Here is a 12950-nt window from a genome sequence, read left to right as displayed (position 1 = left end):
GACCTCCACGGCCACCTCTCATACCTGGTTCGCATGCGCGGACAACTTCTCGTCATGTACAACGGCCAGGTTAGCCCAGCCGATTCCGGGTCAACACGGTTGTCCGCCATAGGCGATAAGACGGCTGCATGGGCGCGTGGCACGAGACCGTTCAGTGCGGGTGTTCGTGACTGAGCGGGAAGCCGCGGATACCACGCCATCCGAGGGAGGCCACCAGTTCGGCTGCCTTCTCCTTCGGGATGGTGCCGTCGGCGGTCAGCCAGTAGCGCGCTGTCACCTGCGCGATTCCGACGAGTCCGACCGCCAGCAGATCAGACTCCTCCCGAGACAACCCGGTGTCTTCAGCGATGATCGCGCTGATCTCCGCTGAACACAGGTGCGTCAGTCGGTCCAGCCGTGTCCGTACCGCGGGGTCGTTGGCGAGATCCGACTCGAACAGGAGCCGGTAGAACCCGGACTGGTCGTCGACGAAGTCGAAGTACGCGGCGACGGTGGCGATTACCCGCTGTTTGTTGTCGTCCGTGGACACGAGGGCGCGCTGTAGCCTGGCGAGCAGCTCCTCGGTCGCAGTGTCGACCAACGCCAGGTAGAGCTCCAGCTTGCCGGGAAAGTGCTGGTACAGCACTGGCTTGCTGACACCAGCCCGGACCGCGATCTCGTCCATGGCCGCAGCGTGGTAGCCATGCGCGACGAAGACCTCACGCGCGGCATGCAGCAGGTGTGCGCGCCGCTTCCCGCGGGGCATGCGTACACCTCGAGGTGGCACCTCTGGCACGGCGGTCACGCGTGGTCCTCCAAGCTGATGGTGAAGAGGCCGGTCTTAAGGTGGCGGACCTCTGGGCGGTCTGTCCGTGATGGTACCCGTTCTGGCGGGCCGCAGTGGATTTCCCTCCGCGGCGCCCTACCGATAGTCGTCCTCGTCGTGCTCGACCACACGCGTCTGCTCGTAGGCGTCAGCTGGGTCGACGTCGCTGGGGAGGTCGCGTGGGAGGTCGGCCGAAGGCAGATCCGGCTCTTCTGGATCGGATTCGTTCTGGCCGTTTGGGGAGTTCTCATCGACCACAGGACGTCGCTGCTCGTCGGCGTCGGCATCGGGAGCCGGCGTGACATCGGGTTGCACGTCGGGTTCGGACATGGTGTACCTCCTCGTCACAGCGGTACCTCTTTCCGGCCGTCTCAGTCAAAGCTGGCAGTTCTCACTGCAATCACCCGCGGCGCCGCTGTGACGACACCACATCTGCTGTTGACGTGCGGCCCATATGACCAGTCTGATCGATGCCGGCCAGTAACGGGGCGGTAAGGGCGAATACGATCGGAGCCGTGAGCGCGATCACCAAGTGGCCAGGATGGGATGTCACCCTGTCTACAGGGCGTCTCGTGCATGTACGGCGCGCCGCGGCGGGCGACGACGCGCCTGTGGCAGTGATGGTGCACGGTCTCGGCGGCTCTGCGAGCAACTGGACGCTGCTCATGTCGGAGCTCGAGGATGAGTTCGACCAGTGGGCTCCGGATCTGCCCGGCTTCGGAGACTCGCCGCCGTCCGGGCAACATACGGTGGGCGCCTACGTGGCCGACATCGCGGCGTACTTGGAGACCTTCGATCGTCCGGTCCACCTGCTGGGCAACTCGATGGGTGGGCTGATCTCCGTACTTGTCGCGTCGGCTCGGCCAGACCTGGTGCGTACTCTGACGTTGCTGTCGCCTGCGATGCCGCAGTACCTGCTGCCATGGGGCGCACAGATGACGGCCGTGATGGCGGCGCCCAAGCTGGGTGAATGGATACTCGGCCGGGTCAACGACGAGCCGAGCCAGGAACAGATCGAACGGCTCGCGCCCATGATGTACGGCGAGCCGGACAACCTCGACCCGGACGAGTTCGACTTCGCTGTGCAGGAGCGGATGCGCTGGGTCCGGAAGCCGCATGCCAATAACGTCCTGCTCGATGCACTGCGTTCGCTCGTCGGCCAGTATCTGCTGCCCCAGCGTCGCTCGCCGTGGTGGGCGGCGCGCAAGGTGATCTGCCCGACCATGGTCATCGTGTGCGGACGGGACATGCTGGTGGGGTCGTGGGCCGCGCGCCGCTGGTGCCGCACCATGCCGCGCGCCCGAGTAGTGAAGCTCGAGCGCACCGGGCACGTGGCGATGATGGAGCATCCGAAGATGGTGGCGGCCCTGGTACGGGACTTCTTGCACGATGTGTCCGATCAGCGAGACGATGTGTCCACAAAGCGAGCGATGACGCCGGGAATGGACCGTCCCGTGTCACCGTTGGCCTAAGAGTTGGGGCGAACAGCCCGACCGGCATCGTTGTGAAATAGGAGTCGATCGTGTCTTTACCACCTCTCGTGGAGCCGGCAGCCGAACTCACCGTCGACGAGGTGCGTCGCTACTCGCGGCACCTGATCATTCCTGATGTGGGCATGGACGGCCAGAAGCGGCTGAAGAACGCCAAGGTGCTCGTGGTCGGTGCAGGCGGCCTGGGCTCGCCGGCGTTGCTCTACCTGGCCGCGGCAGGCGTAGGGACACTGGGCATCGTCGAGTACGACGAGGTGGACGAGTCCAACCTGCAGCGCCAGATCATCCACGGGCAGTCCGACGTGGGTCGCTCAAAGGCCCAGTCCGCGCGTGACTCGGTCAAAGAGGTCAACCCCTACGTCAACGTCATCCTGCACGAGACGCGGCTGGACAACGACAACGTCCTCGACATCTTCGCCGGATACGACCTCATCCTCGACGGCACTGATAACTTCGCGACCCGGTACCTGGTCAACGATGCCGCGGTGATTCTCGGCAAACCCTACGTGTGGGGCTCGATCTTCCGGTTCGAGGGGCAGGTCAGCGTCTTCTGGGAGACGCACGGCCCGCAGTACCGGGACCTCTACCCTGAGGCGCCGCCGCCCGGGATGGTGCCATCCTGCGCCGAGGGCGGGGTGCTGGGTGTGCTGTGCGCATCCATCGGCTCGATCATGGTCACCGAGGCGATCAAGTTGATCACCGGCATCGGGGAACCGTTGATCGGCCGGCTGATGGTGTACGACGCGCTGGAGATGAACTACACCACGCTGAAGGTGCGCAAGGACCCCAACGCCGAGCCGATCACTGAGCTTATCGACTACGAGGCGTTCTGCGGCACGGTCAGCGACGAGGCGGCCGAAGCCGCCGTCGACGCCACCATCTCGGTGCGGCAGCTGAAGGACTGGCTCGACGCGCGCGAGCGTGGCGAGAAGGACTTCGTCCTCGTCGACGTCCGCGAGCCGAACGAGTACGAGATCAATCGGATTCCGGGCGCGGTGCTCATGCCTAAAGGTGAGTTCCTCACCGGCGAGGCGCTGGAGAAACTGCCGCAGGACAAGCAAGTGGTCATCCACTGCAAGACCGGTGTCCGTTCCGCCGAGGCTCTTGCCGTGGTCAAGGGCGCGGGCATGGGAGATGCCGTACACGTCGGCGGTGGAGTAGCAGCCTGGGTGAACCAGATCGACCCGTCGCAGCCTGCTTACTGATCCCTTGCGCGCCGCTGAGCGGAAGCCCTCCCTAACGAGCTGCGTGTAGGTCGGTGGGGAGGGAGAGTTCCAGGGCCTCTTTGTGCTGCAGGGAGCCGGCGGGGAGGGAGACTTCTTCTCCCTCTCACGCGGCCGGCGGGCCGCTCGGGTGAGTGTTTGGGTGATCTGCCGCCGTCCGAAGATCGGTCGAAGAACTCTCCCACCCCGCCTTTGCGTTCGAACGGGTCTGGGCCGGGAGCTCTCCCTCCCCGCCTTAGTCGGGTCACAGCATCGAAGCCGGGAGATCTTCCGTTCATCGGAGCACCCAGAACAGTCAGGGCAGCCGTGGCCGGGGGATCTGGGAGGGGAGAGCTAGAGCAGGCCGCGGCGCTGCATCTGGGTCCAGAGGATCCAGCCGGGGAGGATCGGCAGCCAGAACGAGACGATCCGGAACAGCAGCACGGCCGGGACACCGACGGCGGTGCTCACCCCGATCGTGGACACGCCGGCGGTCAGCGCGGCCTCGACGGCACCGAGCCCTCCCGGCGTCGGTACCGCCATCCCCAACGTGTTCCCGACCAGCTGGACCACAGCGAGGTCCGCGATGTCCGCGGTGCCACCCACCGCGCGAAGACAGAGATAGAAGCACAACACCAATGACCCCGCCTGCAGGAAGATCCCGCCGATGGCCACCGCGAGCTTGCGCGGGTTGCTGAGAACGTCGAGCAGACGCGGTAGACCCCGTTCAGCGAAGTCGGCCCAGATGGAGCGCAAGCGGGTGCGGATCGCCGGGACGAGGATGAGCGCCGCGACCGCCAGCAGCAGCCCGGCGATGACCAGCAGGGTCGACTGCGAGGGTTCCAGGCCGGCGGCCGCCGACGATCCGGAGACGACGCCGAGTACGGCGATGGTGGGGAACGTGATCGCGACGTTTCCCACCTGGTTCGCCGCGACGCTGGCAGCAGCGAGCGGTCCCGCCACGCCGGCCTTCGTGAGCAACCGGATGTTGAGCGCGACGTTCCCCACTGTGGACGGGGCGATGAGCCGGAGAAAGCTCAGGCACACCTGAGCACCAAGGGTGCGCCAGAACGGCACTTTTTCGGGCACGAATCCCAAGATGGCGAACGCCGCACCGACGAAGCTCAGGAACATCGCCAGCATCGCTGGGAAGATCCAGCGCAGGTCCGTCTGTTCCCAGAGCTCGCCGAACGAGACGTCGGTGAGCTGGGTACCGACCAAGTAGACGGCGGCTACCGCGCCGACGCCGGTGACCAGCGAGAGCGGTTTGAACCGTTGCAGGCGCACCGGCTCGATCTCTCGCCCGATCCGGCGGATCAGGCTGTCTCGAAGTTCGGTCAGCAGCTCCCGCTTGCCTTGCAGCTCACGACGGACAGTCCCGGGGAGAGCCACGACCTGCAGCAGCGGTACCGCGCTGTTCAGCACGTTGACGCTGAGCACTCGCATGGCCGTGTCGATGGTGCGCTCCGCGCCGACGACGAGCGACGCGGCCACCAGAGCTTGGGCCAGGTCGGCCCGCATGGCGAGATCCGGTGCGGCGACCTCACCACCGGACGGGTCCAGCAACCAGATCTTTCCGGAGTCGGCGACCAGTATGGACCGGCCGGACAGGCGGCGATGCGCTACCTGGCTGCGGCGCAGTCTGCGAATCTGCCGCCACAGGTCCTCCAGCATCTCGTCACTGACCTCGTCGGCGGTCAGTTTGGAGAGTGGACGGCCGGGCACGTGGTCGAAGACGATGGCGGTCGCCTCGCTGTTGACTTTCAGCACCTTGCGGAGCTTCGGCGTGCGCACTCCGGCGCGAGACACCGCGAGAGACTGCAGAGTGATCTGGTTGACGGCGGTCCGCATGGTGACCGCCTGGCGAGGACGGACCTCCTCCCGGGTGCGGAGCTGGTCCATCGCTCTGGCCAGCGCACCCGCCCCTTCGGTGTCCCGGTCCAGGACGAGCACCCCGAGCATTCCCTGCTCGCTCTCGGCGACGTAGCGCCGGTACCGTTCGACGCTGTCCGCATGGAGTGAGGTCAGCGCGTATCCGTTGGCCCGGAGGACGTTCGCCACTTTCCAGCCGTTCGGTGCGACCGATGGCTGACCGCTCACCAGGCGTACGAGGAGGCCGACGATGTAGCCGATACTGAGCGAGGCGAAGATGCCGGCCACGGTGATCTCGCCCTCGAAGAGGCCGACCGCGAAGCTCGTGGCGATGGCGAACAGCGCAGCCTGCCGGACGCGCTTGAGGTTCAGGCGGGCGACGACCGTGACGGCCGCCACCAGAACGGCCGGATACATCGGTACCGGCGTGCCGGTGTCGCCCTGGACACCTGGGACGAACGAGTCATGCAGCCGCTCCAACGTCGAACCGAGCAGCCAGTCGGAGACGAGTGTGGCGGTGATCGCGGCAATCGAGGCGGCGATGAGCAACTCGAAGGTGGTGCGGAACCGGCCGCGGAGCATCAAGATGAGCACGATGACGAACGGCAGCGCCTGCGCGATGAGTGCGGCGGCAATCGACACGATGTTGACCGGGCCACGTGGCATGACGCTGTTCAGCTCTGCCAGATCGCCGGTGAGCGCCGTGAGTGTACTCTCGGCTACGACGGCCAATGTGACCAGTGTGGTCATACCGACCGCCGCGAACAGTAGCCGCAAGCCGTCCAGTGGCCTGCGGGTCCGTCTGGGCAGCGGCGGCTCGTCGACCACCAGCCCGCCGGGCTGGCTGGTCTGGGTGTCCGGATGGACCGCGTTCTGAGTAACGCCGTGCTCGGGCTGCTCCATGGGTGAGCCTCCCCGTGCACGTACCATGTCACTCGCGTCCGTCATATCAGTCTGATCGTCGCACGTCATGGCTGCGCCATGTGGTGCCGACCCGCGAATCCTACCCGCGAGATCATGGAGCCATGGACGACGAGTACGTCGAAGCTGTACTTAGCCTGGTGGAACGGATCCCGCCCGGCCGAGCCATGGCGTATGGTGCGATCGCCGAAGTGGTCGGTGCCGAGCTCGAACGTGGCGGGCCGCGCTTGGTCGGGGCCGTGATGGCGTCGTTCGGCGGCGGCGTGCCGTGGTGGCGGGTGGTGACGGCATCCGGGAGGCTTCCACCCGGCAACGAGGTCGCCGCGCGACGAGAACTGGCAGCCGAGGGGACGCCGCTGACCTCCGATGGCAGCCGGATCGACATGCGGCGTGCCGCATGGCTCCCATGATCATCAACCGATAGCCACACCATGACCGGTACAGCCGTTGATGATCATGGGAGGGGCAGGAACTGTCGGTACGGCATGGTGGGATGGGCACGTTGGCCGATCGCGAGTGTCCCGGGGAGGTGAATGGTGCGGGGGTCCAGAGGACCGGCGGTGCGGCTGGTACGGCCGGAGGGCGAGCACGTCAGTGTCGCTCCTCCTGAGCTCGATGAGTCACAGCGGCAGGTGGTCGAACACCGGGGTGGGCCGTTGCTGGTCTTGGCCGGTCCGGGGACCGGAAAGACGACGACGCTGGTCGAGGCGGTGGTAGACCGGGTCGAACGGGACCATCTCGACCCGGACCAGGTGCTGGTGCTCACCTTCAGCCGGCGGGCGGCGGCCGAGCTCCGGGAGCGGATCGCTCGCCGGTTGAGCCGCACCGTGCGGGAGCCGCTGGCGCGTACCTTTCACTCGTACGCCTTCGGCATTCTGCGCCGGGAGGCGGTGCAACAGGGCGAACCCGCGCCGCGGCTGATCTCCGGCGCGGAGCAGGACCTGCTGATCCGTGACCTGCTCCGTGGCGACGTGGAGGAACTGGGCGCGGGGTACTGGCCGGAGAAGCTGCACCGGGCGCTGCTGACCCGTGGGTTCGCGCGGGAACTGCGTGACCTTCTGATGCGCGCCGTCGAACGGGGCCTGAGCCCGGAACAGCTGGGGGCGATCGGTCTCCGGGAGGGCCGCGACGACTGGGTGGCCGCGGCCAGGTTCGCCTATCAATACTCGGGCGTGACGGCGTTGCGGAGGCCGCCCTCGTACGACCAGGCGGAGCTGGTCCGTTCGGCGACCGGGCTGCTTCGGGACGACCCCGAGCTGCTGGCTCGGGAGCGTTCCGAGCGCCGGTTCATCGTCGTCGACGAGTACCAGGATTCCGACCCGGCGCAAGAGGAGTTGCTGTACCTGCTCGCGGGCGGTGGCCGGGACCTGCTGGTGGTCGGGGACCCTGATCAGTCGATCTACGGGTTTCGCGGTGCCGAGGTGGACGGCATCCGGCGTTTCCCGGACCGGTTCGTCTCGGCTGACGGTGTGCCAGCGCCCGTGCACGCGCTGACGGTCTCACGACGGAGCGGGCCGGCGCTGCTTGCGGCATCCCGCCGGATCGCCGCTCGGCTGGGCGGGCCGCCCCGGCATCGGGAGCTGGTGTCCGCGGATCCGGATCTCGCGGGGGAAGCCTCGGTCCACGTGTTGGGTAGCCCCAGCCAGGAAGCGGCGTTCATCGCCGCGCAGCTGCGTGAGGCACATCTGTTGCAGGATGTCCCGTGGAACCAGATGGCAGTGCTGGTGCGTGGCGCGCCGGCCATACCCGTGTTGCGGCGTGCGCTGAACGGATCGGGCGTGCCTACGACCGTGCGTCTGGAGGAGGTCCCGCTCGTCGACCAGCCGGCGGTTCGGGCATTGCTGTGTGTCGTCGAACTAGCAGCCGGTGAGCGTAAGCTCGACGATGAGCTGGCGTTCGACCTGGTCACCGGTGTTCTGGGTAGCGCGGACCCGCTGGATCTCCGGCGACTGCGGCAGGAGCTGCGCCGGCATGAGCTCGCGGCCGGAGGCGGGCGGGCCTCGGGCGAGCTTCTCGTCGAGGCGATCGAGCGGCCTGTCGTGCTGACCCCGCTGGATGACGACGCGGTGGCTCCGGCGGCCCGGATCGCAACGCTGCTGGAAGCGGGTCGCAAGGCCGCGGCGGCCGAGGGCGCCACCGCGGAGGATGTGCTCTGGGCAGTGTGGTCGGCCTCTGGTCTGGCGCGGCGTTGGGCGAGGACCGCGCTCTCCGGTGGCCGCACCGGCCAGAGCGCCGACCGGGACCTCGACTCCGTGGTCGCGTTGTTCGACGCCGTGGCCAGGTATGTCGATCGGATGCCTGGCGCCGGCCCGGCCGGATTCCTCGAGCACATCCGCGGTCAGCAGATCCCGTCGGACACGTTCGCCGCCGGTACGCGGCCGGGCCAATCGGCGGAGGCCGTGACGGTGATCACCGCGCACGCCGCCAAGGGCCTGGAATGGGATGTGGTTGCGGTCGCGGGTGTGCAGGAGGGCCTCTGGCCCGACCTTCGGGAGCGGGGCAGCCTGCTCGGCACGGAAGAGCTGATGGACATCGTGGCAGACCGGCACGCGTCGGCGGTCACCCGGGCCAGCGCGCGGCTGGCGGAGGAGCGCAGGCTCTTCTACGTCGCGCTGACCCGGGCGCGCCGACGGCTCGTGGTCACGGCGGTCTCCAACGAGGACGAGCAGCCCTCTCGGTTCCTCGACGACCTCGACCCACAGCCCGCGGACGCTCCGCCGGAACGCCCGGTGGAGCGGCCCAGGCGTGGACTGGACCTCTCGTCGCTCGTGTCCGAGCTGCGACGCGTGGTCTGCGACCCGGCAGAACCGGAGCCACGCCGCCGCGGTGCGGCCGTCCAGCTGGCCCGGCTTGCGTCAGAAGGTGTGCGGCAGGCCGATCCGGACCAGTGGTACGGGCTGCGTGAGCTGTCCATCGCCGATCCGTTGGGCGAGCCGGACGCTTTGGTCCGTGTCTCGCCGTCGAGGGTCGAGGAGTTCAATCGGTGTGAGCTGCGTTGGCTACTGAAGACGTGCGGCGCGACCGACTCGGACATGACCCGTGCCGGCGTCGGCTCCCTGGTCCATGACCTCGCGGAGAAGGCTGTGGTGGAGCAGTGGTCCGAGGACGCCATACTGACCGAGCTCGACCGGGCTTGGCCCAGCATGGACGTCGGCGAGGGCTGGTCCGCCTCCCGCGAGTATCAACGGGTGCGGGAGATGGTGCAGCGGCTCGCGGGCTGGCTGAAGGAGAATCCGCGCCGGTTGGTCGGTGTCGAACTCGACTTCGACGTCCAGGTTGGCCGGGCTCGCCTTGTGGGCCGTGTGGACCGGCTCGACGCCGATGCCGAGGGCCGGCTCGTCGTCGTCGATTACAAGACCGGCAAGAGTAAGCCGACCGCGGCCGAGATGGGTGAGCATGCTCAGCTCGCCACGTACCAGGTAGCGGTGGAGCGAGGCGCGTTTGAGCAGGCGGGCGGTGGTGAGCGCCGCTCGGGTGGGGCCAGTCTGGTCCAACTCGGTAAACCGTCCCGGGGCAGAGCAGACGAGCAGCGACAACCCCCGCTCGCCGACGCCGAGGACCCGACGTGGGCGGAACAATTGCTCGAACGGACGGCCGAAGGTATGTCGCAGCCGGTGTTCCAGGCACGCCGCGGAAGCTGGTGCGGCTTCTGCCCGGCCCGCCCGTCCTGCCCGGCCTTCCCCGACGGCGACCAGGTCACGCCTTGAGTTCGGCTGAACAGCACTCTATGCCCTTGAAGGAACGTGACACGACCGGCATCAACCCTGAGCTTTGGCGCGCATGTTCACCGTGTTGATCACCGGGGTTTCCGGGTCGGGCAAATCCGCGATCAGCCGATGGCTCGCTGAACGTGGACGCGAAGCTGTCAGCCTGGATGGTTACGAGGGCCTGTGTATGTGGGTGGACCGGCGTGGTCGTCCGGTCCAACGGCCGGAGAATCCCACCGTGACGTGGCTGTCAGCGCACGAGTGGGTCTGGAACGCGGACGTTCTCGACCGGCTCATCACGAGCGCGAGCAGCCGCCAGGTCGGCGTGCTGTGGCTGGCCGGCAATGCCGGGAACGTCGAGCAGTTGCACGGCCGCTTCGACCTACGGATCTTGTTACGGATCGATGCGGCCACGATGCTGGCTCGGCTGGACAACGCCTCCCGCGGCAACGACTTCGGCCGAATCGGTGAGAGTCGTGTACACCTGGTCGAGAACTTCGAAGACATCCAAAACCACCTCCGGAGTTTCTGCGATATCGAGATCGACGCCGCCGGTGACCTCGACACCGTTGGCCACGAACTTCTGACAAGCTCGCTCTCTAGGGGCCATGACGCGTCGTAGGTGCCCAGGGCCAAAGCGGCTCTGGACCGCGGCGGCCGCTGTCGCTGGTTGCGCACCAAGCCGTCCAGCCCGGAAGCGCAGTGTCGGTGGGGCCTGCGAAGGTAGGGCGTATGAGGTTCACGCCGGGCGATCTCGCGACGCGGCTGGGGCAGCCGGAGCCGACAGCCGAACAGGGGGCGGCGATCTCCGCGCCGCTCGAGCCGGGCGTCGTCATCGCGGGAGCCGGCTCGGGCAAGACGGAAACGATGGCCGCACGGGTGGTGTGGCTGGTCGCCAACGGCCTGGTCCGGCCGGAGGAAGTGCTCGGGCTGACCTTCACCCGCAAGGCCGCGCGGGAGCTGGCCGCCAGGATCCGCCGCCGGCTCGGGCAGCTGGCGGCGCGTGGCGTCATCGATCCCGGCGACGGGCTGCTCGACGGCGAACCGACGGTCTCCACGTACGACGCCTACGCCGGGCGGATCGTCACGGAGCACGCCCTGCGCTTGGGGCGGGAACCTGGAGCGCGGCTGATCACCGAAGCTGAGGCCTGGCAGTATGCGCAACGGGTCGCCTCCGCCTACGACGGTCCGATGGACGACGTGGAGTATGTGCTCTCTACCGTGGTCGGCAAGATCCGGGAGCTACATAGCGAGCTTGCGGGGCACCTGGTCGCCCCGGAACGGGTGCGCGAGTTCACCGCGGATCTGCGGTCGCAGGTCCATGCGCTGCCACGGGCACAAGGGCAGCGCACCAAGACCGACGTCTATGCCGACGTCGCGAAGGCGCTGAAGGTCCAGGACGCCCGCGTCGCGCTGCTGCCGGTGGTCGAGGCGTTCCGGGAGCGCAAACGCCGCGACGAGGTCGTCGACTTCGCGGACCGGGCCGAGCTTGCGGCGGCGCTGGCCGATGGCTTCGGCGAGGTGGGGCAGATCGAAAGCAAGGCCTATCGAGTCGTGTTGCTGGACGAGTACCAAGACACCAGCCACGCGCAGCTGGTCTTGTTGCGGGCGCTGTTCGGCGACGGACATGCGGTCACGGCCGTCGGCGATCCGTGCCAGTCCATCTATGGGTGGCGCGGGGCCAGCGCAGGGACGCTCTCGTCGTTCCGGAAGCAGTTCCGCACCCTCGACGACGCTCCGGCCAGGCTGGACTCGCTGACCACCAGCTTCCGCAACGGTGCGCAGATTCTCGATGTGGCCAACCGGCTGTCCGAGCCGTTGCGTCAGGAGGGCATGGATGTCCCGGAGCTGACGGCCTTCGGCGGCCTGCCGGCCAGCGACGTCGTGGCCTCGCTGCACCTGACCGCGGACGACGAGGCCGCCGACGTGGCCCGCCGGGCAAGGGCGTTCTGGGACGCCTCACCGTCCGGACGGTCCGCGGCTGTGCTGGTCCGCACCCGTAGCCAGATTCAGCGCCTGGAAACCGCGCTGCGTGCCGTGGACCTGCCGGTAGAGGTGGTCGGCGTCGGCGGGCTGCTCGCTACGCCGGAGGTGGGCGACATCGTCGCGACGCTGCGGGTGATCGCTGACCCAGGGCGCGGAGATGCGCTTATGCGTCTGCTCACTGGGGCCCGTTGGCGGATCGGACCGCGTGACCTGGACGCGCTGGCTCGGTGGGCGCGTCGTCTAGGCGGCCCGGCCAACCGGCAGGATGCTGCCGAGTCGGCCGTACCCGACGAGATCGACCAGCTGAGCATCGTCGACGCGTTGGACGCCCTTCCAGGGCCCGAGGAGTTCTCCCCGGAGGGGTACCGTCGGTTGAGCGCGCTCTGCGGCGAACTACGTGCGTTGCGACGGCGCACCGGCCAGTCCCTGACCGAGCTGGTGCACGACGTGGAACGGACGCTGGGCCTGGACGTCGAGCTTGCCGCGCGGCGTGGGCCCACCGGCCGGGTGAATCTGGACCGGTTCCTGGATGTGGCGGCCGATTTCGAAGGTGCTGCCGAGTCGGCCGGCCTTCAGGCCTTCTTGGCCTATCTGGAGGCCGCGGAGACAGCTGAGCGTGGCCTGGCGCCGGGAGAGGTGGAAGTCTCCGGAGACCGGGTGCAGTTGCTGACCGTCCATGGTGCGAAAGGACTGGAGTGGGACGCCGTGTTCGTCACCGGCCTGGTGGACGGTGTCTTTCCCACAGGGGGTGACAAGGACAAAGCGTGGCTGGGCGATCCGGGTGAGCTGCCGTACCCGCTGCGTGGCGATGCCGAGGCATTGCCGGCGCTGGACGTGGCAGGAGCCGGGGATCAGCAGGGAGTCCGCGACGCCGTGGAACAGTTCAAGGTCGAGGCTGCCGACGCGTCGCGGCTCGAGGAGCGCCGGCTCGCCTACGTGGCGGTCACCCGGGCCCGGTCGCTACTGG

General features: G+C 67.9%; 9 protein-coding genes. 6 read left to right on the top strand and 3 right to left on the bottom strand.

Going from position 1 to position 12950, the window contains the following annotated elements; translation table 11 throughout:
* Nucleotides 1-151 precede the first annotated feature (151 nt).
* Nucleotides 152-745: a TetR/AcrR family transcriptional regulator gene (locus ELR45_RS08520; RefSeq protein WP_129665164.1), complete on the bottom strand. Its 594-nt coding sequence runs from the start codon at nucleotides 743-745 to the stop codon at nucleotides 152-154.
* Nucleotides 746-901: 156 nt separating this feature from the next.
* A complete protein-coding gene (locus tag ELR45_RS08515) occupies nucleotides 902-1135 on the bottom strand; it encodes a hypothetical protein (RefSeq protein WP_129665162.1) in 234 nt (77 codons plus the stop codon).
* A gap of 185 nt (nucleotides 1136-1320) precedes the next feature.
* Here ELR45_RS08515 and ELR45_RS08510 point away from each other — a divergent pair, with 185 nt between their 5' ends.
* Together ELR45_RS08510 and moeZ are read left to right on the top strand one after the other, a co-directional pair.
* The gene (locus tag ELR45_RS08510) at nucleotides 1321-2277 is read left to right on the top strand and encodes an alpha/beta fold hydrolase (protein ID WP_165367605.1); all 957 of its coding nucleotides are present in this window, start codon (nucleotides 1321-1323) and stop codon (nucleotides 2275-2277) included.
* A gap of 50 nt (nucleotides 2278-2327) precedes the next feature.
* Nucleotides 2328-3500: an adenylyltransferase/sulfurtransferase MoeZ gene (gene moeZ / locus ELR45_RS08505; RefSeq protein ID WP_129665158.1), complete on the top strand. Its 1173-nt coding sequence runs from the start codon at nucleotides 2328-2330 to the stop codon at nucleotides 3498-3500.
* Nucleotides 3501-3851: 351 nt separating this feature from the next.
* On the opposite strand, the gene ELR45_RS08500 is transcribed toward moeZ, so the two are convergent.
* On the bottom strand, nucleotides 3852-6272 hold the full coding sequence (locus ELR45_RS08500; protein WP_165367604.1) for a lysylphosphatidylglycerol synthase transmembrane domain-containing protein: 2421 nt from the start codon (nucleotides 6270-6272) through the stop codon (nucleotides 3852-3854).
* 122 nt (nucleotides 6273-6394) lie between these two features.
* Between ELR45_RS08500 and ELR45_RS08495 the strand changes: the two genes are divergently transcribed.
* From ELR45_RS08495 to ELR45_RS08480, 4 genes are all read left to right on the top strand, one after another.
* Nucleotides 6395-6700 carry an MGMT family protein gene (locus ELR45_RS08495; protein ID WP_129665154.1) on the top strand — a complete coding sequence of 102 codons (306 nt, stop codon included), beginning with the start codon at nucleotides 6395-6397 and terminating at the stop codon, nucleotides 6698-6700.
* A gap of 123 nt (nucleotides 6701-6823) precedes the next feature.
* On the top strand, nucleotides 6824-9997 hold the full coding sequence (locus ELR45_RS08490) for an ATP-dependent helicase (protein ID WP_129665152.1): 3174 nt from the start codon (nucleotides 6824-6826) through the stop codon (nucleotides 9995-9997).
* Between the two features lie 73 nt (nucleotides 9998-10070).
* Entirely contained in the window at nucleotides 10071-10619 is a 549-nt protein-coding gene (locus tag ELR45_RS08485; protein ID WP_129665150.1) for an AAA family ATPase, read from the top strand.
* 110 nt (nucleotides 10620-10729) lie between these two features.
* On the top strand, nucleotides 10730-12950 hold a 2221-nt coding region (locus tag ELR45_RS08480), incomplete at its 3' end, for an ATP-dependent helicase (protein WP_205856253.1).

The organism is Phytoactinopolyspora endophytica (genome assembly GCF_004138495.1).
Lineage (GTDB): Bacteria > Actinomycetota > Actinomycetes > Jiangellales > Jiangellaceae > Phytoactinopolyspora > Phytoactinopolyspora endophytica.
Note: the sequence above shows the minus strand (reverse complement) of the source record. Positions and strands in the feature narration are given on the sequence as shown.